The following is a 20,280-nucleotide window of genomic DNA, read 5'->3' as shown; positions in this document are numbered from 1 at the left end:
GTGCTTGGTCGATTGTACCGGCCGGGCCCCCTCTCACACGCCGCGCAACGCGGCGACCGGCTCGATGCGGGCTGCACGACGTGCCGGGTACCATCCGGATGCCCATCCGACCAGCGCCCCCAGGAGTGTCCCGGCGACGGCCACCAGAGGATCGGTCACGGGCGACCACCCCTGCACCGCCGCGACGGCGATCACCGCGAGCACGCCGAGCGCCGACCCGATGATGCCGCCGATGAACCCGATGACGATGGACTCCACCATGAACTGCGCGCCGATCTGTCGCCGGGTCGCGCCGAGCGCCCGCCGCAGGCCGATCTCGCCGATGCGCTCCATCACAGACAGCAGGGTGACGTTGGCGATGCCGAGACCACCGGCGAGCAGAGCGATGACGCCCAGGATGAGGAACACGACGTTGACGTCGGCCTGCACGTTCTGGCTGAGGTCGGACGATGCCGCCGGTGACCGCGCCTCGAGCGAGTCGGGGTCGTCGGGCTGGAGGGCCAGCACCGCCTGCTCCGCGACCTGCGGCCCCGCCCCGAGCGCGATGTGGATCGTCAGCTCGGAGGGCGCGGTGAGTCCGAAGTCGGCGCGGGCGGACCCCTGAGGGATGATGACCCCGTCCACGAACTCGGAACGGCGATCCATGCCCTCGATGATGCCGATGACGGAATACGAGACACCGGCGATGAAGATCGAGGGCTGCGAATCGACGCGGTTGATCCCCATCCGCTCGGCCGCGCGCTGTCCCAGAACCGCGACGCGGTCGCCACGGGCGTCATGTCCGTCATCGAAGAAGCGACCGGTCACGAGGTCGCCGTCCACCGTCTCCGGAAGGTCCTGCGTGGTGGCGAAGAGCTTGGGCGATGCCGTGATCGGCGCCGACGGATCGTTCACCGGCACGGCCGTGATCGTCTCGCCGTCCGCGAGCTCGACCGGGGCGATCAGTGCGGCACTGTCCACACCGGCCAACAGCTTCACGCGCTCGGGAGAGTCCCACGGCAGCCGCCCGGTCGCGACCGTCGTGTTCCCCTTGCCGGACTGCGCCTTGGCCGGGGTGACGACCACCTGCGTCGCAGCGACGCCGTCGAACTGTCTCGCGATCTGCGCGGCAGCGGTCTGCGCGAAGCCGAGCGTCGCGACCAGCGAAGCGATACCGAGGACCGTGCCGAGGATGGTCATGACGAGCCGTGCCGGTCGTGAGCCGATGTCGGCCGTGGCCTCGGCCACGAGGTCCTCGAACGTGAACCGATCGGCATGCTTCACCGCCGGGAGCAGCGCGGCCGCCGAGTTCTTCGGCTCCACGATCTCATCGCCGGAGTTCTCGGCGCTGGTTTCCTCGATGTTCCTGCGACGCCGCAGCACGCGTTTCACAGTTCCGTCAATCGGCCGTCGGCGATGCGTATGCTGCGGCCGGCACGCCGGGCCACCGCATCGTCGTGGGTGATGACGATGAGGGTGAGCCCCTCGGCGTTCAGCTCCTCGAACAGCTCCATCACCTCGCCCGAGGTGCGCTGGTCGAGGTTTCCCGTCGGCTCGTCCGCGAGAAGCAGCTGCGGGCTGCTGACGACCGCCCGCGCCACCGCGACGCGCTGGCGCTCACCACCCGAGAGCGAGTTGGGGAAGAAGTCGATGCGGTGTCCGAGGCCCACGCGCGTCAACGCCGCCCGTGCACGGGCCTCGCGCTCCTGTCTGGGCACGCCGCTGTACAGCATGGGCATCAGCACGTTGTCGAGCACGCTGCGCCGCGGGAGCAGGTGGAACGACTGGAAGACGAAGCCGATGAACCGCGCGCGCACCGCCGCCCGCTCGTCCTCGGTGAGGTCACCGGTGAGCGAACCCGCAAGCCGGTACTCCCCCACACTCGGACGATCGAGCAGCCCGAGAAGGTTGAGCATGGTCGATTTGCCCGATCCACTGGGTCCGACGATGGAGATGTAGTCTCCCGCTTCCACGGTGAGCGTCGCGGCCTTGAGCGCCTGCACCTCGGGAGGGCCGGGGAACGAGCGCGTGACATCGCGGAACTCGACGAGCGGAGGTGCAGGCGTCACCGCCCGACCACCACCAGGTCGTTCTCCTCGAGCCCGCCATCGACGGCCGTCACCTCGACAGCGCCCTTCGCGGCGAGTCCTGTCTCGACGACGACGAGCCTCGTCTTCGCATCCTTGCCCTCACGGGGATCGGACTCGACGACCTCCACACGGGATTCGCCGCCCGGCCCGGCAGTGAGTGCGGCGAGAGGAACGGAGAGCACGTCTCCGTCTGTCGCGCCGATCGCGAGCTTCACCCGCACGTTCTTCCCCTGCAGCTGCGTGATCTGCTCGGGCGTGAGCGGATCGGGATCGAGGAGCACCTCCCATCGCGCCTTATTGTCCTTGCCCGCTTTCAGCTCCGTGATCACGGCACGATGCGCCGTCCCGTCTGGGAGTTCGAACGACCCTTCCGCTCCCGCGCTGAGAAGGGCGGCGTCCGCCTCGGCTGCGGCACCGGTCAGACGCACCGTCGCTCCCGAGACGGTCATGGCCGAGCCCGACAGCACCGATCCGCGCTCGACGCCGACCGCGTCCACCCGGCGCGGGAGTTCAGTGAGGTAGAGCACCTCGCTCGCCGGCAGGTAGGGAAGCGCCTTCTGACGAGCCTCTTCGAGAGCCTGATTGGCAGAGGTCACCTGAGCGCGAGCCGAGTCGAGTGCCGAGCGCTGGGCGCTGGTGTCCCTGCCCTTGCGGAGCTCGTCCCGTTCGAGCTGGGCGGTCTGCAGATCCCATTGCGCCTGCTGCACGTCTCCATCGCCGCCCTGTGCCTTGGCGAGAGCCTGCTGGGCCGCGGCGACCTTCACATCGGCCTGCCAGGTCTCGACGGCGCTGGGTCCGGCTCCTGCCTCGTTCAGCGCCTTCTGGGCCTCCGTGACTCCGGTCTGCGCCGCGCGGACCCCCTCCTCGGCGGCCCGCACGCCGTCGGACGCGCCGTCCTCGGGCGAGGGCACGGGATATCCCGCCTGCGCGTACAGCTGGGCGACCGCATCAGCCGTGGCCCGATCGAACACGTTCGAGTTCACGTCGCCGACCCCGATCCCGACGCTCGTGAGTGCCTGCTTCAGCTGGAGCACGTCCGGGCCGGAGACCCCGAACCGCAGCGTGCGGTACGAGGGGAGCTCACCCGGAAGCACGATGACCGGCCTCCCGACCACCTCGAGGGCGATCGAGAGCGGGGTGAGAGTGGCTCCGACCTCAGGGACCTGACCCGTGACCACCGCCGCGCCGGAGAACGCCGACGTGTCGAGCTTCACCTCGACCGCGTCCGCGTATCCGACATCCGCACGCAGCGTCACGTCGTTGCTGAGCGGGCCGAAATCGACCGGCGCCGTGACGAGGCCGGGTTCGGGTGCATCGGCACTGGAGGCGTCCGGCGACATCAGGAAGCGGCCGACGAGCAGCCCCGCGACCAGGCACACCACGGCGATGAGCGCCACGATCCAGAGTGCACGATTCCCCCGCAGCACCCGGCCCCACCCGCTCACGCGAGAGGTGTCCGCCTCCGTCGCCTTCTCCTCGGCATCGGGATCAGGCTCGGTGCCGTCGATGAGTTCGGAGAACGCCGTCGTCTCCGCCGTGGATGCGGCCGTGGATTCGGGTTCGGATTCAGGCGTGGAATCGGTGGGGAACTTCGTGGTCGGGGTATCGTCCTCGCGCATCACTTGCTCTGCTCTGCAGCGGCCTTGAACGCCTCGAGCTCCGTCTTGTTCTCGGCGATGAACTTCTCCTCGAGCGCGAACTGGATCTCCAGGGACTTCGTCGCGAAGGAAGTCTTCTCACGGCAGTCGAGATCGATGAGGGCCAGCTTCAGCTCCCGCTCCCCGAGCGCCTTCATCTCCGGGCTCTTGCTCGGGTCCTCGAAATCGGCGGCTTCGGTGTCGACAGGCTCCGAGCCGTCGCCGTAGGCCGTCTCATAGATCTTGTTCTGCTCCTCCATGATCGACTCCGCCGCCTCGGCCTGCTTCGTGAAGCCGGGCTCACCCTTGTCTGCCATGCACGACGCCCACTCCGCGTTGAGGTCGGCCAGCTCCGGGGACTCCTGCGACGCCGTCGTCAGCTCCTCCATCTTCGTGCGCAGGGCACCGAACTCCTCGGACTGCGTGATGTCGTCGCCCTGGACCTCATGCTGCGCCCAGCCCTGGCAGCCGGCGTCCTCCCAGCTGTACTCGTAGCTGCCGTCCTCGGCCATCTCGTCCTCCGCCGGGCTCGGGCCGTAGAGCGTCTCGTAGAACGCGGTCTGCTCCGACTCCGAGAGCGAGGAGACGTAGTCGGCGTTGGGGTCGGAGTTCTCCTCCTCGGATGGGTTCTCCTCGACCTGCTCCGCGAACGGGCTGTTGACGTACCCGTAGCCGTACTTCTCGACCCACTCCCGCTTCTCGGGCTCCCACTCGCCGCCATCCGAGATGACGGTGCCGTTGCTGGCGTTCGGTGTGTACTCGAACCCTTCGTCGGCCATGCACTGCGCGACCAGTTCCTCGACCTGGGCCTGCTCCTTCTCCATCTTCTTCTGCTGCTCCTCCTGCGAGAGGTCTCCGCCCCACGCCGCAGAGAGGTACTGGCTCAGCGGCGAGTCCTCGTAGCTGAGCTTGTCGTCGGAGGACGCGCCTCCGCAGCCCGTGAGGATGAACACCATGGCGGACGCCGCGAGCGCGGCGAGAGGAACGGTGGAACGCATGCGAAAGACTCCTTTGTACGACCGAAGATGGCCGGAGCCCTCCACGCTAAATCGTCAGACGCGGGCCCCGCATCCACCTGAGGGATGATAAATCACGCGTCGTGAAGAATCCGGGCGATGCCCCTGGCGCGTCCGATAACGGACCTCTCCCCTCAGCGCGCGCGGGGATGCGAGGTCGCGTAGATGTCGCGGAGGGCGTCGACCGAGACGTGCGTGTAGATCTGCGTGGTCGCGACGGAGGAATGGCCGAGCAGCTCCTGCACCACGCGCACGTCGGCACCTCCCTGCAGGAGGTGCGTCGCGAACGAATGCCGCAGGGTGTGCGGCGAGACGTCGGTGGTGATCTGGGCGCGCTCGGCGGCGGCCCGGATGACCAGCCACGCGCTCTGGCGGGAAAGCGGGGCTCCACGAGCACCGAGGAAGAGTCGGGCCGATGCCCGTCCCTTCATGGCGAGCCCCGGGCGCACGCGCGTCAGATAGGCGTCCACGGCGGTGCGCGCGTAAGACCCCAGGGGCACGATGCGCTCCTTCGACCCTTTGCCCCTCAGCCGCAGGACGTCGCCGTGAGCCAGATCGTCCACATCGAGGTCGATCGCCTCCGACACGCGCGCGCCGGTCGCGTAGAGGAGTTCGAGCAGAGCACGATCACGGATGCCGAGAGGTTCTTCGCCTAAGGGCGCCGAGAGCAGGCGCTCGACCTGTTCTATGGTCAGCGCCTTGGGAAGCCGTTGCGGCGCCTTCGGCGGACGGAGACGGGCGCTCGGGTCATCGACCTCGATGCCCTCCCGCGCCAGGAAGCGATGCCACCCTCGCACCGAGGACTGCAGTCTGGCCAGGCTCGTCGAGGCCGGGGGCGGCTCCGCCGAGGCCCGCTCACCGATGAACCGATCGATCACCGCGGGTGTCACCTCCGCGGTGTCGCCGATCCCCTCGGCGACCAGCCACTCACGGTATGTCCCGAGGTCACGTCGGTACGCCGCGATCGTGTGCGCGCTCAGTCCGCGCTCGACCGTGACATGACGCAGGTAGGCGTCGAGGGCGCGCTCGAGCAGCATCGTCAGCTCCGGTCGCGGAGCCTCTGTGCGGCTGCGAGCACACCGATCGCGAGGATGCCGTTGCGCATCCGCCCCTCGAGCACGGCGGAGACGGCCTCGGCCAGCGGCACCCACTCCACACGGATGTCCGCTTCCTCGTCTTCGCGATCGTGTGGCGATCCGGCCGATGCGACCCCGGTCGCGAGGAACAGGTGGATGATCTCGTCATTCCCGCCGGGAGTCGTCCATGAGGAGACCAGCGGCTCCCAGTGCGCGGCGACCAGGTCGGCCTCCTCGGCGAGCTCGCGTCGGGCGGCAGCGAGAGGCTCCTCCCCCTCCACGTCGAGCAGCCCGGCTGGAAGCTCCCAGTCACGGTGCCGGATCGGATGGCGATACTGCTGGATCAGCAGCACGCGCCCCTCGTCGTCGAGCGCGACGATCGCCACCGCGCCGGTGTGATCGACGTACTGCCGAACGATCTCGCCCTCGCCGTAGCGCACGCGGTCGGAGCGCACGTCCCAGACGCTGCCCCGGTAGACGAGATCGCTGTGGAGAACCTCCGGCTCGAAGGGCTCGTCCCGGAGGTTCTCCGTCGACTCAGTCATCCGCGCTGACGTCGAACAGCTCGCTTGCACGGTGCCGCTCGATCGCCGCGCCGACCAGGCCGCGGAACAGCGGGTGCGGGGCAGTCGGACGCGAACGCAGCTCGGGGTGCGCCTGGGTGGCGATGTAGTACGGGTGCACGTCGCGCGGCAGCTCGACGTACTCGACCAGGTCGAGTTCAGGGTTGAGGCCTGAGAACACCAGTCCTGCTGCCGAGAGACGGTCGCGGTAGGCGTTGTTCACCTCGTAGCGGTGACGGTGGCGCTCGGATGCCTCGGGCGCGCCGTAGAGGTCACGGGCGAGCGATCCCTCGGCGAGTGCGGCCTGGTACAGACCGAGGCGCATGGTGCCACCCAGGTCGCCGCCGTCGAGGATGTCGACCTGCTCGGCCATCGTCGCGATGACGGGCTCTGCGGTGTCCGGGTCGAACTCGCTCGATGAGGCACCGACGATTCCGGCCACGTCGCGGGCGTACTCGATGACCATGCACTGCAGTCCGAGGCAGAGGCCGAGCGTCGGGATGCCCTGCTCGCGCGCGAACTTCAGCGCGCCGAGCTTGCCTTCGATGCCGCGGATACCGAATCCGCCGGGCACGCAGATGCCGTCGAGCTCGGCCAGCTGCTCCTGGGCGCCTTCCGGCGTCTCGCAGAGGTCGGAGGGAATCCAGCGGATGTTGACCTTGGTCTCCTGCGCGAAGCCGCCGGCCTTGAGCGCCTCGGTCACCGAGAGGTAGGCGTCCGGCAGGTCGATGTACTTGCCGACCAGACCGATCGTCACCTCGTGCTTGGGGTTGTGCACCGCGTGCAGCACCTTGTTCCAGCGGGTCCAGTCGACGTCGGCCGCCTTCTGGTCCAGGCCCAGGCGGCGCACGATGTACGAGTCGAGACCCTGGTCGTTCAGCGTCGAGGGGATGTCGTAGATGCTCGGCAGATCGACGGTGTTGATGACACCCTCGACGTCGACGTCGCACATCAGCGCGATCTTGTTGCGGTTGCTCGCGCTCACCGGACGGTCGCTGCGCAGCACCAGCGCATCCGGCTGGATGCCGACCTGGCGGAGGGCTGCGACCGAGTGCTGGGTCGGCTTGGTCTTCTGCTCCCCCGACGCGCCCATGAACGGCACGAGCGACACGTGCACGAAGAAGACGCTGTCGCGTCCGAGCTCGTGGCGCAGCTGGCGGGCGGACTCGAGGAACGGCTGGGACTCGATGTCGCCGACGGTGCCGCCGACCTCGGTGATGATCACGTCGGGGCGCGGCTCCTCAGAGGCCTGCAGCCGCATGCGGCGCTTGATCTCGTCGGTGATGTGCGGGATGACCTGCACGGTGTCGCCGAGGTACTCGCCGCGGCGCTCGCGCGCGATGACCTGCGAGTAGATCTGACCGGTGGTGACGTTGGCCGCCTCGGACAGGTTGATGTCGAGGAAGCGCTCGTAGTGTCCGATGTCGAGATCGGTCTCTGCCCCGTCATCCGTCACGAAAACCTCGCCGTGCTGGAAGGGGTTCATCGTGCCCGGATCGACGTTCAGGTACGGGTCGAGCTTCTGCATCACGACGCGCAGACCGCGAGCAGTGAGGAGGTTGCCGAGGCTGGCAGCCGTCAGTCCCTTACCCAAAGACGAAACGACACCACCAGTCACGAAGATGTGCTTGGTCGTGTCGTTCTTGGGTCCCGCAGAAGAAGAGTTCATCACGGGCTTCGATCCTATCAGGCAGTGGGGACGCGGAGGCTGAGAAGTTCGCGGGCATGGGTCAGAGCGGCATCGGAATCGGCGAGTCCCGACAGCAGACGCGCCATCTCGGCTTCCCGCTCCTCCCCCTCCAGACGCCGCACACTGGAGGCCGTGACCGCGCCGTCATTGGCTTTGACGACCGAGAGATGGTTGTTCGCGAAGGCAGCGACCTGTGCGAGATGCGTCACCGCGATGACCTGCGACTTCTCGGCGAGCCGGGCGAGTCGCCGCCCGACTTCGATAGCCGCCGCTCCGCCGATGCCCGCATCGACCTCGTCGAAGACGAAGGTCGGAACCGGATCCGTCGCGGCGATCACCACTTCGATGGCGAGCATCACGCGCGAGAGCTCGCCACCGGACGCACCTTTCGAGACGGAGCGCGGCTCCGCACCGGGGTGAGGAGCGAGGAGGATCGCGACATCGTCGCGACCGTGCGCGCTCTCCGCTCCTTCGGAGACCACGACCTCCAGGCGCGCGTCCGGCATCGCGAGTGCGTGCAGCTCTTCGGTCACGGCCGCACCGAGCCGGGACGCGGCCTCGGTGCGCGCTGCCGTCAGGGCGTCGGCGTGTGCGTCGAGCTCGCTCCGCGCCGCATCCCGCTCGGCGATGAGGCGTTCGATGCGATCTCCGTCGTCATCGAGCTCGGCCAATCGAGCGGATCCGGTCTGCCAGAGGGCCAGGGCTTCGTCGAGAGATCCGTGCGCACGGATCAGGGTGCCGAGGGCGGCACGGCGTTCCTCGACGGCGGCGAGCTCATGCGGACCGGTCTCATCGAGGTCTGCGAGATAGGCGGAGAGGAGGCCGGCGGTGTCGGCGATCCGGTAGCCGATGTCGGCGAGGTTCTCCCCGATCGCGGTCAGCTGGGCATCGGACGCCCTCTCCAGCACGCGACGCGCCTCGGCGACGAGGGCCGAGGCATCGGGCTCGCCCTCTTCGTTCGAGAGCGCGCCGTGGGCGAGGGAGGCCGCGAGACGCAGCTCTTCGGCATTGGCGAGACGCTCCGCGCGCGCAGTGAGCTCCTCGTCCTCCCCCGGCTCGGGCGCCGTCGCCTCGATGAGGGCGATGGCCTCCCGAAGACGCGCGGCCTCTTCGGCTCGACGGACCCGGTTCTCGGTGATCTCCGTGATCTCGCTGTCGAGGGTCCGCCAGCGTGCGAAGGCCTGGGCGTAACGGTCCACGGCGTCCGTGATCGGAGAGCCGCCGAAGCGGTCGAGGGCATCGCGTTGAGCCGCGGCCGAGCGCAGACGCAGCTGCTCGGACTGGCCATGGACGACGACGAGCTCTTCCGCGAGCGACGAGAGCACACCGGCGGGCGCGGCGCGTCCCCCCACGCTCGCACGGCTGCGGCCCTCCGCGCTCAGCGTGCGCGACACGTAGAGCTCTGCGCTCCCGGCTCCGACGGGCTCGAGCTCGCCACCGGCATCGGCGACGATCTCCGCGACGCTGCCGGCGGCGGGGACGATCCAGACGCCGGCCACCGATGCCTGTGCGGCGCCGGCACGCACCGCTCCGGAATCGGCACGCTGACCCAGCAGCAGTCCGAGGCCGGTGACGACCATGGTCTTGCCCGCACCCGTCTCGCCGGTGATCGCGGTGAATCCGGGGCCGAGCGGCAACACGGCATCGGCGATGACACCGAGTCCCTGCATCCGCATCTCCTCGATCATGACGTCTCCTCGATCACGACGATGCCCCCGGGGCTTGGCCACGCCATCCTTCTACGGGCAACTGGAACTTGCGCACGAGGCGATCGGTGAACGCCGTCGGATGCAGACGCGCGAGCCTCACCGGACGCGACGACCGACGCACCACGACGCGAGCGCCCGGCGGCAGATCGTGCGAGCGCCGGCCGTCGCACCACAGAATGCCCGAGCCGTCGGTGCGCTCGAGCATCTCGATCGCGACGGAGGCATCGGGGCTGACGACGAGCGGCTTGGCGAACAGAGCGTGGGCGGACAACGGCACCACGGCGATCGCCTCGACGCTGGGCCAGATGACCGGGCCCCCGGCCGAGAAGTTGTAGGCGGTCGAGCCCGTGGGGGTGGACACGACCATGCCGTCGCAGCCGAAGCTCGACAGCGGTCGGCCGTCGATCTCGAGGACGACCTCGATCATCCGCTCTCGGCTCGCCTTCTCGACGGTGGCCTCGTTGAGGGCCCAGGTCTCGTAGACCACGGTGCCGTCGGCATCCTTCACACGCACCGACAGCGCCAGTCGCTCCTCGACCTCGTAGTCACGGTCGATGACACGACGCACGGCTTTGTCCATGTCGTCACGATCGATCTCGGCGAGGAAGCCGACGTGCCCCATGTTGATGCCGAGCACCGGCGCACCGCTGTCTCGCACGAGTTCCGCCGCACGCAGGATCGTCCCGTCACCGCCCAGCACGATGGCCAGTTCGAGGTCGGACGGGTCGACGGAGACGCCGAGCACCTCGGTCTCGGCGAAGAACGGGTCGACGGCGACGAGGGCCTCGTGATCATCGGCGGCGAGGACGGGCCGTGCGTCCGCGTCTCTCAGCGCATCGATCACCCGGCGGGCGGCCTCGACGGTGTCCACACGGCCCGCGTGGGCGACGACCAGGATGCTGCGCTCGTTCATCGTCCTCCTGCCAGTCGGTTGATGCTGTCCAGCCATTCTGTCGGATTGCTTCCCCGGCCCGGCGCGAGATGCACGAGATACTCGGCGTTGCCGTGCGTTCCGAGGATCGGGGAGGGAAGGATGCCGAGCATTCCGAGCCCTGCGTCCCAGGCGCTCCAGACTGTTCGCGACACCGCATCCGCGCGCGTGGCGGGATCCGTGACCAGTCCCCCGCGGACGGCGGTGCGCCCGACCTCGAACTGGGGCTTCACGAGCAGCAGGATGTCGGATTCCGCTGTGCCCACGGCGGCGACGGCGGGGAGGACGAGTTCGAGGGAGATGAACGAGAGGTCTCCGACGATGAGGTCGGGCGCCTCAGCCTCACCCGTGGCAGCAGTAAGGTTCTCGCGAGTCATGTGGCGCACGTTGTAGCCCTCGACGGCCACCACTCCCGGGTCGGCGGCGATGGTCGGGGCGAGCTGCCCGTGCCCGACGTCGACGGCCAGCACTCTGCGTGCTCCGCGTTCCCGCAGCACCTGGGTGAAGCCCCCGGTGGATGCGCCCATGTCGAGCGCGAGACGCCCCTGGACCGGGATCGCGAAGCCGTCGAGACCGGCGATGAGCTTGTGGGCGGCGCGCCCGACGTAGTGGTCGGCCCCGGCGATCGTGATCTCCGCCGCGTCGTCGACAGCGGTGGACGCCTTCACGACGGGGCGGCCGTCCACGCTCACGAGCCCCTCGGAGATGAGGGTGGCCGCGTGGCTGCGCGAACGGGCGAGTCCTCGGGCGGCGAGGGCGGCGTCGAGTCGCGTCATCGGGATCCCGAAGTCTCCCGCTGCTCGAGCTTCGCGCCGCTGTCGAGGCGACGTGAAAGCTCGTCGTGGAGGGCTGAGTACGCATCGGCTCGCGCCGGAAGCGGCTGGCCCTCGATCAGGCGCAGTCGACTCCACAGACCATCGGTCGGCGTGCTCGTCGTCTCATCGCTCACGGTTCTACTGTACGCGGCGCCTCCGACGCCGGAGGGAGCCACGCGAGCCGCCTCAGGGGCGATGGAAGGGATCGTCGTACAGACGCTCGGGTACCCGCAGCACGAACACCGGGGTCCCGGATGCCCAGATGGCGGCGGCACCCGCGCGCAGCAGATCGATCTGCTCGCCCGACTCCGCGACGATCTCGACATCCGCTCCCGAGACGCGCACGGCGGCACCGTTCACGTGGAACACACCGCCCTGCTCGATCACCTCGGGGTACGGGGCATGGAGCTCACGGAGGTCGCCGAGGATGTAGGTGGGACGCGAACCCTCCGGTGCAGCCAGCACATGCTTCGGACGATCGATGCCCGTGAGCACCAGCACCGAGTCGATACCGACACGACTCGCTCCCATGATGTCGGTGTCGAGGCGGTCCCCGATGAAGAGCGCCTTCTTCGCGCCGAAGCGCGCGAGGGCCTCACGGAAGATCGGCTCCTCCGGCTTCCCCGCGACCGTCGCGAGCCTGCCGATGGCCGTGTGCACGGCCGAGACGAGCGTCCCGTTGCCCGGCGCGACGCCGCGTTCGCGCGGAATCGTCCAGTCCGTGTTGGTGGCGATCCACGGGATGCCGCCTTCGTCCTCGGGAAGCTTGAGCGCGTATGCCGCCTCGGCGAGATCCGTCCATGCCACCTCGGGAGCGAACCCCTGCACGACAGCGCTCGGCGAGTCCTCGGCGCTTCGCGTGACCGTGTAGCCGGCCTTCTGCACCTCGTCGACCAGGCCGTCGCCGCCGATGACGAGGATCGTCGCCGGCGCGGGGACGATCTGCGCCATCAGTCGCATCGCGGCCTGCGGGCTGGTGACGACATCGGATGCCTGGACACGCAGCCCGAGACTGCTCAGGTGCGCTGCGACCGAGGCGTCCGTGCGTGCCGCGTTGTTCGTGATGTAGCCGAGCCGGGCCGACTTCGCCGCCTCGTTGAGGCTGTCCACCGCGAACGGCAGCGCGCCAGGCCCTGCGTACACCACACCATCGAGATCAGCGAGAACCGTGTCGACCCCGTCGAGCGGAGTGCGCGGGGATCGCTTCCGAGAGAACAGCGCCACTACGCCTCCGGGTCCGAGTCTTCGTCCTCGTCTTCGCCGAGAAGCTCGCGCACCTCGTCTTCGACCGTCGGGTCCGCTTCCGCAGACGCGTCGTCGTCGTCGTCAGAGGCGCTCTCCTCTTCGACATCCGACTCTTCCTCAGCACCATCAGGAGCGAGATCGTCAGAGGTCGCCGCGGCGACGCCCTGTGCGCCGTCCTCGTCGTCCGGGAACTCGCCTTCGATGAGGCTGTCTTCGATGAAGATCTCCTCGTCGCCGGCTTCATCGACGCCCAGCGCCTCGGCGGCCACCTCGGCGCGATGAGCCCAGAACTCCGCCTCGTCCGTGCGTCCGAGATCTTCGAGGACAGCGGCACGAGCGGCGAACAGAGCCGGGCTCCATTCGAATGCGCGATCGGGGTCGAGCTCGGGGATCTCGAGCTCGCCGAGTGCGAGTTCGAGATCGCCCTGGTCGAGGCGAGCGCCCGACATCGCGATCGCCAGCGCGACGCGGACCGGCGTGTCGAGCGCGGAGCGATCGACGGCTCGTCCGGTCTCGAGAGCACGGTCGGAACGACCGATGCCGCGCTCGCTGTCGACCATCAGAGCGATCTGATCGTCCTTGCCCGAGATGCGGCGGTAGGTGCGCAGCTCGCGCAGAGCGAGGGCGAAGTCCTCCGTGGCATACGCGGTGATGCCGAGAGTCTCCCGGACGATCGCGATGCGGCCGGCACGTCGCGACGCAGCCAGCGCATGCTCGTGAGCCAGTGCGGGATCCTCGTCGATGAGGCGGGAGGCCATCGCCAGATGACGGGCGACGTGCTCGGCGTTCTCCTTGCTCAGAGTCTTGAGCTCGTTGCGAGCTGCCCCATTGAGATCACGCGCCGTGACCTCATCGGGGATCTGCGGCTCATCGAACCGCGGACGCTCGTTCGCCGCCTGAGCCGGACGCTCCCTGCCCGCTCCCCCACGCTGCGGGAAAGACCGAGACTTGTCGCGGTCGCCGCCTTCGCGGCGCGGGGCACCACCATCACGGTTGTACCCGCCCTCGCGACGCGGAGCTGCACCATCACGGTTGTAGCCACCTTCGCGGCGGGGAGCTGCACCATCACGGTTGTAGCCGCCCTCGCGACGCGGAGCTGCACCATCACGGTTGTAACCGCCCTCGCGACGGGGAGCTGCACCATCACGGTTGTAGCCACCTTCGCGGCGGGGAGCTGCACCATCACGGTTGTAGCCGCCCTCGCGACGGGGAGCTGCACCGTCCCGGTTGTAACCGCCCTCGCGGCGCGGAGCTGCACCATCACGGTTGTAGCCACCTTCGCGGCGGGGAGCTGCACCATCACGGTTGTAACCGCCCTCGCGGCGCGGAGCTGCACCATCACGGTTGTAACCGCCCTCGCGGCGGGGAGCTGCACCATCACGGTTGTAGCCGCCCTCGCGACGCGGAGCTGCACCGTCACGGTTGTACCCGCCTTCGCGGCGCGGGGCACCACCATCACGGTTGTAGCCGCCCTCGCGGCGGGGAGCTGCACCGTCACGGTTGTAGCCACCTTCGCGGCGCGGGGCACCACCATCACGGTTATAGCCACCCTCGCGGCGCGGGGCACCACCATCACGGTTGTACCCGCCACCCTCGCGACGGGGAGCCGCGCCGTCACGGTTGTAGCCACCCTCACGACGGGGAGCTGCACCATCACGGTTGTAGCCACCCTCGCGGCGGGGAGCACCACCGTCACGGTTGTAGCCACCTTCACGACGGGGAGCTGCACCGTCCCGGTTGTAGCCACCCTCGCGGCGCGGAGCTGCACCGTCACGGTTGTAGCCACCTTCGCGGCGCGGGGCACCACCATCACGGTTGTACCCGCCACCCTCACGGCGCGGAGCTGCGGCGTCTCGGCTGTTGCCGGAGCGTCCGCCAGAAGCCCGGTTCCCGCGCGATCCACTGTCGTCGTTGCGACGCGGACGGCGCTCTTCCTCTTCTGGCATGATGCTCCCTGTTCTCTTCGTGTAAACGCAAAATGGCCACCCAACGATGGGTGGCCATTTTGACTAAAAGGAGTCCGGCGGTGTCCTACTCTCCCACAGGGTCCCCCCTGCAGTACNGACCGCGCGGACGGTGAGGCTTCCTCTTCTGGCATGATGCTCCCTGTTCTCTTCGTGTAAACGCAAAATGGCCACCCAACGATGGGTGGCCATTTTGACTAAAAGGAGTCCGGCGGTGTCCTACTCTCCCACAGGGTCCCCCCTGCAGTACCATCGGCGCTGTGAGGCTTAGCTTCCGGGTTCGGAATGTAACCGGGCGTTTCCCTCACGCTATGGCCGCCGAAACACTATTGATGTTTCAATCAAACACATAACAAAGTCATTGTTGTTATGCGGTTCTCGACCGTACATCGAGAACCACTCAGTGGACGCGTAGCACCAACAAACGGTGTGTTATCAAGTCATCGGCTTATTAGTACCAGTCAGCTGCATGCATTACTGCACTTCCACATCTGGCCTATCAACCCAGTAGTCTGGCTGGGAGCCTCTCACCCGAAGGTATGGAAATCTCATCTTGAGGCCGGCTTCCCGCTTAGATGCTTTCAGCGGTTATCCATCCCGAACGTAGCTAATCAGCGGTGCTCCTGGCGGAACAACTGACACACCAGAGGTTCGTCCAACCCGGTCCTCTCGTACTAGGGTCAGATCCTCTCAAATTTCCTACGCGCGCAGCGGATAGGGACCGAACTGTCTCACGACGTTCTAAACCCAGCTCGCGTACCGCTTTAATGGGCGAACAGCCCAACCCTTGGGACCTACTCCAGCCCCAGGATGCGACGAGCCGACATCGAGGTGCCAAACCATGCCGTCGATATGGACTCTTGGGCAAGATCAGCCTGTTATCCCCGAGGTACCTTTTATCCGTTGAGCGACAGCGCTTCCACAAGCCACTGCCGGATCACTAGTCCCGACTTTCGTCCCTGCTCGACCTGTCAGTCTCACAGTCAAGCTCCCTTGTGCACTTACACTCGACACCTGATTGCCAACCAGGTTGAGGGAACCTTTGGGCGCCTCCGTTACTTTTTGGGAGGCAACCGCCCCAGTTAAACTACCCACCAGGCACTGTCCCTGAACCGGATTACGGTTCGAAGTTAGATATCCAGAGTGACCAGAGTGGTATTTCAACAATGACTCCACACGAACTAGCGTCCATGCTTCAAAGTCTCCCACCTATCCTACACAAGCCACACCGAACACCAATACCAAGCTGTAGTAAAGGTCACGGGGTCTTTCCGTCCTGCTGCGCGTAACGAGCATCTTTACTCGTAATGCAATTTCGCCGAGTTCGCGGTTGAGACAGTTGGGAAGTCGTTACGCCATTCGTGCAGGTCGGAACTTACCCGACAAGGAATTTCGCTACCTTAGGATGGTTATAGTTACCACCGCCGTTTACTGGGGCTTAAATTCTCAGCTTCGCCTTGCGGCTAACCGGTCCTCTTAACCTTCCAGCACCGGGCAGGCGTCAGTCCGTATACATCGTCTTGCGACTTGGCACGGACCTGTGTTTTTAGTAAACAGTCGCTACCCACTAGTCTCTGCGGCCTCCAAACGCTTTCGGGAGTAAATCCCTATACGCCGAAGGCCCCCCTTCTCCCGAAGTTACGGGGGCATTTTGCCGAGTTCCTTAACCACGATTCTCTCGATCTCCTTGGTATTCTCTACCTGACCACCTGAGTCGGTTTGGGGTACGGGCGGCTAGAACCTCGCGTCGATGCTTTTCTTGGCAGCATAGGATCACCCACTTTTTATCCGCATCGTGTCTCAGCCTATGTGAATCGCGGATTTGCCTACGACTCGGCCTACGCACTTGCACCAGGACAACCATCGCCTGGCTTGGGCTACCTTCCTGCGTCACACCTGTTAATACGCTAACCGCACCAGAATGGGGTCGTGCGCTAGGCCCAGAGCGTCACCCCGAAGGGATCAGTCACTGGGATTCAGACACTTAGCACTACTGGATTAGCTTGGGCGGTTCTTCGCCGGTACGGGAATATCAACCCGTTGTCCATCGACTACGCCTGTCGGCCTCGCCTTAGGTCCCGACTTACCCAGGGAAGATTAGCTTGACCCTGGAACCCTTGGTCTTTCGGAGGACGTGTTTCTCACACGTCATTCGCTACTCATGCCTGCATTCTCACTCGTGTAGCCTCCACGGCTGGTTTACACCGCCGCTTCGCTGGCCACACGACGCTCTCCTACCCATCAACACGGCTGGACCACGAAGGCCTACCAATAATGTCAATGCCACAACTTCGGTGGCGTGCTTGAGCCCCGTTACATTGTCGGCGCGGAATCACTTGACCAGTGAGCTATTACGCACTCTTTCAAGGGTGGCTGCTTCTAAGCCAACCTCCTGGTTGTCAAGGCAACTCCACATCCTTTCCCACTTAGCACGCGCTTTGGGACCTTAGTTGGTGGTCTGGGTTGTTTCCCTCTCGACTATGAAGCTTATCCCCCACAGTCTCACTGCTGCGCTCTCACTTACCGGCATTCGGAGTTTGGCTGACGTCAGTAACCTTGTAGGGCCCATCGGCCATCCAGTAGCTCTACCTCCGGCAAGAAACACGCAACGCTGCACCTAAATGCATTTCGGAGAGAACCAGCTATCACGAAGTTTGATTGGCCTTTCACCCCTATCCACAGCTCATCCCCTCAGTTTTCAACCTAAGTGGGTTCGGTCCTCCACGACGTCTTACCGTCGCTTCAACCTGGCCATGGATAGATCACTTCGCTTCGGGTCTAGGACATGCGACTGAATCGCCCTATTCAGACTCGCTTTCGCTACGGCTACCCCACACGGGTTAACCTCGCCACATATCGCTAACTCGCAGGCTCATTCTTCAAAAGGCACGCTGTCACCCCTACTAAGGAGGCTCCAACGGTTTGTAAGCAAACGGTTTCAGGTACTATTTCACTCCCCTCCCGGGGTACTTTTCACCTTTCCCTCACGGTACTTGTCCGCTATCGGTCATCTGGGAGTATTTAGGCTTATCAGGTGGTCCTGACAGATTCACACGGGATTTCACGGGCCCCGTGCTACTTGGGATACTCTTCGCGCCAAGAGAGGCATTTCGACTACGGGGTTGGCACCCTCTATGACCGGCCTTTCAAGACCGTTCGTCTATACCTTCTTGTAACGCCGCCATCTCGGCAGAGATGACTGAAAAGTCCCACAACCCCCAACGTGCAACGCCTGCCGGCTATCACACACGCTAGGTTTAGCCTGTTCCGGTTTCGCTCGCCACTACTAACGGAATCGCGGTTGCTTTCTCTTCCTGTGGGTACTGAGATGTTTCACTTCCCCACGTTCCCTCTACCCGCCCTATATATTCAGGCGGGAGTCACTAGGTCGGCACGCCGCCCAGCGGGGTTTCCCCATTCGGACACCCTCGGATCAAAACTTGCTTATCAGTTCCCCGAGGCTTATCGCAGATTGCTACGTCCTTCTTCGGCTCCAGATRCCAAGGCATCCACCGTTTGCTCTTAAAGACTTGAAATCACATGAGTTTGAATCAGAATCGACTCCAGACTCGAAAGCCTGGAATGAAATTGACTAATGATCTTTAAGATCATCTTGTGCAACCGATCCGAAGATCAGCTGCAAGATGCTCGCGTCCACTGTGTAGTTCTCAAAGTACGGGCGGTGCCCCTATCCACAACCCCGCAAACGGGGAAACAGAAAGAGGCCCAGAGTAACCAAATGCTTCCAACCCGAAGGTCAAAGCGCATCCGGTCCCTCAGGACCCAACAGCGTGCAGGTGCGACATCCGCCACCCTCCCCGTTCCAACCACCGAAGTGGCGTACTGGAGAAGAACAACATCCTTCGCACCATGTCAAATGTTCCACCCATGAGCTCCCAGCGAAGAACGTATGCCTTCGATCTGGGTTCTGGACTCCGAAGAGTCAGATGCTCCTTAGAAAGGAGGTGATCCAGCCGCACCTTCCGGTACGGCTACCTTGTTACGACTTAGTCCTAATTACCGATCCCACCTTCGACGGCTCCCTCCACAAGGGTTAGGCCACCGGCTTCAGGTGTTACCGACTTTCATGACTTGACGGGCGGTGTGTACAAGACCCGGGAACGTATTCACCGCAGCGTTGCTGATCTGCGATTACTAGCGACTCCGACTTCATGAGGTCGAGTTGCAGACCTCAATCCGAACTGGGACCGGCTTTTTGGGATTCGCTCCACCTCGCGGTATTGCAGCCCTTTGTACCGGCCATTGTAGCATGCGTGAAGCCCAAGACATAAGGGGCATGATGATTTGACGTCATCCCCACCTTCCTCCGAGTTGACCCCGGCAGTATCCCATGAGTTCCCACCATTACGTGCTGGCAACATAGAACGAGGGTTGCGCTCGTTGCGGGACTTAACCCAACATCTCACGACACGAGCTGACGACAACCATGCACCACCTGTTTACGAGTGTCCAAAGAGTTGACCATTTCTGGCCCGTTCTCGTATATGTCAAGCCTTGGTAAGGTTCTTCGCGTTGCATCGAATTAATCCGCATGCTCCGCCGCTTGTGCGGGTCCCCGTCAATTCCTTTGAGTTTTAGCCTTGCGGCCGTACTCCCCAGGCGGGGAACTTAATGCGTTAGCTGCGTCACGGAATCCGTGGAATGGACCCCACAACTAGTTCCCAACGTTTACGGGGTGGACTACCAGGGTATCTAAGCCTGTTTGCTCCCCACCCTTTCGCTCCTCAGCGTCAGTTACGGCCCAGAGATCTGCCTTCGCCATCGGTGTTCCTCCTGATATCTGCGCATTCCACCGCTACACCAGGAATTCCAATCTCCCCTACCGCACTCTAGTCTGCCCGTACCCACTGCAGGCCGGAGGTTGAGCCTCCGGATTTCACAGCAGACGCGACAAACCGCCTACGAGCTCTTTACGCCCAATAATTCCGGATAACGCTTGCGCCCTACGTATTACCGCGGCTGCTGGCACGTAGTTAGCCGGCGCTTTTTCTGCAGGTACCGTCACTTTCGCTTCTTCCCTGCTAAAAGAGGTTTACAACCCGAAGGCCGTCGTCCCTCACGCGGCGTTGCTGCATCAGGCTTGCGCCCATTGTGCAATATTCCCCACTGCTGCCTCCCGTAGGAGTCTGGGCCGTGTCTCAGTCCCAGTGTGGCCGGTCACCCTCTCAGGCCGGCTACCCGTCGACGCCTTGGTGAGCCATTACCTCACCAACAAGCTGATAGGCCGCGAGCCCATCCCCAACCGAAATTCTTTCCAGACGCAGACCATGCGGTCACGTCACATATCCAGTATTAGACGCCGTTTCCAGCGCTTATCCCAGAGTCAGGGGCAGGTTGCTCACGTGTTACTCACCCGTTCGCCACTGATCCCACAGAGCAAGCTCCGTGTTCACCGTTCGACTTGCATGTGTTAAGCACGCCGCCAGCGTTCATCCTGAGCCAGGATCAAACTCTCCGTAAAAAAGAAATGCATACCCCACCGGGAAAACGGTGACGCAGCGAGTTTGATGCTGACCAAAGAGACAAATTCATTGCTGACTTCAT

14 protein-coding genes and 3 rRNA genes are annotated in these 20,280 nt (G+C 65.0%); 1 reads left to right on the top strand and 16 read right to left on the bottom strand.

All coding sequences use genetic code 11. The annotated features are described in order from the left end of the window. Nucleotides 1-33 precede the first annotated feature (33 nt). The 13 genes from ASD13_RS06250 to ASD13_RS06195 form a co-directional block, all read right to left on the bottom strand. Entirely contained in the window at nucleotides 34-1,371 is a 1,338-nt protein-coding gene (locus ASD13_RS06250; RefSeq protein WP_082531428.1) for an ABC transporter permease, read from the bottom strand. Beyond that, a complete protein-coding gene (locus tag ASD13_RS06245) occupies nucleotides 1,368-2,048 on the bottom strand; it encodes an ABC transporter ATP-binding protein (protein WP_017830139.1) in 681 nt (226 codons plus the stop codon). The genes ASD13_RS06250 and ASD13_RS06245 overlap by 4 nt, the downstream gene beginning before the upstream one ends. Next, nucleotides 2,045-3,688 carry a hypothetical protein gene (locus ASD13_RS06240; RefSeq protein ID WP_055867141.1) on the bottom strand — a complete coding sequence of 548 codons (1,644 nt, stop codon included), beginning with the start codon at nucleotides 3,686-3,688 and terminating at the stop codon, nucleotides 2,045-2,047. Before ASD13_RS06240 ends, ASD13_RS06245 begins: the two co-directional genes overlap by 4 nt. Continuing rightward, a complete protein-coding gene (locus ASD13_RS06235; RefSeq protein ID WP_055867139.1) occupies nucleotides 3,688-4,704 on the bottom strand; it encodes a hypothetical protein in 1,017 nt (338 codons plus the stop codon). The genes ASD13_RS06240 and ASD13_RS06235 overlap by 1 nt, the downstream gene beginning before the upstream one ends. A 152-nt stretch (nucleotides 4,705-4,856) precedes the next feature. Beyond that, entirely contained in the window at nucleotides 4,857-5,759 is a 903-nt protein-coding gene (xerD, locus tag ASD13_RS06230; protein ID WP_055867136.1) for a site-specific tyrosine recombinase XerD, read from the bottom strand. A gap of 2 nt (nucleotides 5,760-5,761) precedes the next feature. Further along, nucleotides 5,762-6,343, bottom strand: coding sequence for an NUDIX domain-containing protein (locus tag ASD13_RS06225; RefSeq protein ID WP_055867133.1), 582 nt, complete (start codon nucleotides 6,341-6,343; stop codon nucleotides 5,762-5,764). Then, complete coding sequence (locus ASD13_RS06220) at nucleotides 6,336-8,030, bottom strand: CTP synthase (protein ID WP_017830134.1); 1,695 nt, start codon at nucleotides 8,028-8,030, stop codon at nucleotides 6,336-6,338. Before ASD13_RS06220 ends, ASD13_RS06225 begins: the two co-directional genes overlap by 8 nt. 17 nt (nucleotides 8,031-8,047) lie before the next feature. Beyond that, the gene (recN, locus tag ASD13_RS06215; protein ID WP_055867130.1) at nucleotides 8,048-9,739 is read right to left on the bottom strand and encodes a DNA repair protein RecN; all 1,692 of its coding nucleotides are present in this window, start codon (nucleotides 9,737-9,739) and stop codon (nucleotides 8,048-8,050) included. Between the two features lie 13 nt (nucleotides 9,740-9,752). Continuing rightward, on the bottom strand, nucleotides 9,753-10,673 hold the full coding sequence (locus ASD13_RS06210) for an NAD kinase (protein WP_055867128.1): 921 nt from the start codon (nucleotides 10,671-10,673) through the stop codon (nucleotides 9,753-9,755). After that, nucleotides 10,670-11,467, bottom strand: a complete 798-nt coding sequence (locus ASD13_RS06205; protein WP_055867122.1) for a TlyA family RNA methyltransferase — start codon at nucleotides 11,465-11,467, stop codon at nucleotides 10,670-10,672. The genes ASD13_RS06210 and ASD13_RS06205 overlap by 4 nt, the downstream gene beginning before the upstream one ends. After that, the gene (locus ASD13_RS17555; protein ID WP_200942461.1) at nucleotides 11,464-11,640 is read right to left on the bottom strand and encodes a hypothetical protein; all 177 of its coding nucleotides are present in this window, start codon (nucleotides 11,638-11,640) and stop codon (nucleotides 11,464-11,466) included. The genes ASD13_RS06205 and ASD13_RS17555 overlap by 4 nt, the downstream gene beginning before the upstream one ends. A gap of 52 nt (nucleotides 11,641-11,692) precedes the next feature. Then, nucleotides 11,693-12,730: an HAD-IIA family hydrolase gene (locus ASD13_RS06200; RefSeq protein ID WP_055867119.1), complete on the bottom strand. Its 1,038-nt coding sequence runs from the start codon at nucleotides 12,728-12,730 to the stop codon at nucleotides 11,693-11,695. Continuing rightward, nucleotides 12,730-13,509 carry a hypothetical protein gene (locus ASD13_RS06195; RefSeq protein ID WP_055867116.1) on the bottom strand — a complete coding sequence of 260 codons (780 nt, stop codon included), beginning with the start codon at nucleotides 13,507-13,509 and terminating at the stop codon, nucleotides 12,730-12,732. Before ASD13_RS06195 ends, ASD13_RS06200 begins: the two co-directional genes overlap by 1 nt. 6 nt (nucleotides 13,510-13,515) lie before the next feature. Here ASD13_RS06195 and ASD13_RS17345 point away from each other — a divergent pair, with 6 nt between their 5' ends. Beyond that, on the top strand, nucleotides 13,516-14,760 hold the full coding sequence (locus ASD13_RS17345) for a hypothetical protein (protein ID WP_157535594.1): 1,245 nt from the start codon (nucleotides 13,516-13,518) through the stop codon (nucleotides 14,758-14,760). Between the two features lie 161 nt (nucleotides 14,761-14,921). On the opposite strand, the gene rrf is transcribed toward ASD13_RS17345, so the two are convergent. The 3 genes from rrf to ASD13_RS06175 all read right to left on the bottom strand — a co-directional run bounded on the left by rrf (nucleotide 14,922) and on the right by ASD13_RS06175 (nucleotide 20,197). Continuing rightward, nucleotides 14,922-15,038 (bottom strand): 5S ribosomal RNA (rrf, locus tag ASD13_RS06185). 108 nt (nucleotides 15,039-15,146) lie between these two features. Then, nucleotides 15,147-18,251 (bottom strand): 23S ribosomal RNA (locus tag ASD13_RS06180). Nucleotides 18,252-18,673: 422 nt separating this feature from the next. After that, a 16S ribosomal RNA gene (locus tag ASD13_RS06175) occupies nucleotides 18,674-20,197 on the bottom strand. Together the 16S, 23S and 5S rRNA genes form the textbook arrangement of a ribosomal RNA operon. Nucleotides 20,198-20,280 lie beyond the last annotated feature (83 nt).

Origin of the sequence: Microbacterium sp. Root1433D1 (assembly GCF_001426835.1) — a bacterium.
Classification (GTDB): Bacteria; Actinomycetota; Actinomycetes; order Actinomycetales; family Microbacteriaceae; genus Microbacterium; species Microbacterium maritypicum.
Note: the sequence above shows the minus strand (reverse complement) of the source record. Positions and strands in the feature narration are given on the sequence as shown.

Bases quoted from the DNA above. Each gene is read 5' to 3' on its own strand.
- ASD13_RS06240 (WP_055867141.1), bottom strand. From the start codon at position 3,688: ATGCGCGAGGACGATACCCCGACCACGAAGTTCCCCACCGATTCCACG.
- ASD13_RS06235 (WP_055867139.1), bottom strand. From the start codon at position 4,704: ATGCGTTCCACCGTTCCTCTCGCCGCGCTCGCGGCGTCCGCCATGGTG.
- xerD (WP_055867136.1), bottom strand. From the start codon at position 5,759: ATGCTGCTCGAGCGCGCCCTCGACGCCTACCTGCGTCATGTCACGGTC.
- ASD13_RS06225 (WP_055867133.1), bottom strand. From the start codon at position 6,343: ATGACTGAGTCGACGGAGAACCTCCGGGACGAGCCCTTCGAGCCGGAG.
- ASD13_RS06220 (WP_017830134.1), bottom strand. From the start codon at position 8,030: ATGAACTCTTCTTCTGCGGGACCCAAGAACGACACGACCAAGCACATC.
- recN (WP_055867130.1), bottom strand. From the start codon at position 9,739: ATGATCGAGGAGATGCGGATGCAGGGACTCGGTGTCATCGCCGATGCC.
- ASD13_RS06210 (WP_055867128.1), bottom strand. From the start codon at position 10,673: ATGAACGAGCGCAGCATCCTGGTCGTCGCCCACGCGGGCCGTGTGGAC.
- ASD13_RS06205 (WP_055867122.1), bottom strand. From the start codon at position 11,467: ATGACGCGACTCGACGCCGCCCTCGCCGCCCGAGGACTCGCCCGTTCG.
- ASD13_RS06195 (WP_055867116.1), bottom strand. From the start codon at position 13,509: ATGGCCTCCCGCCTCATCGACGAGGATCCCGCACTGGCTCACGAGCAT.
- ASD13_RS17345 (WP_157535594.1), top strand. From the start codon at position 13,516: ATGACGGGCGACGTGCTCGGCGTTCTCCTTGCTCAGAGTCTTGAGCTC.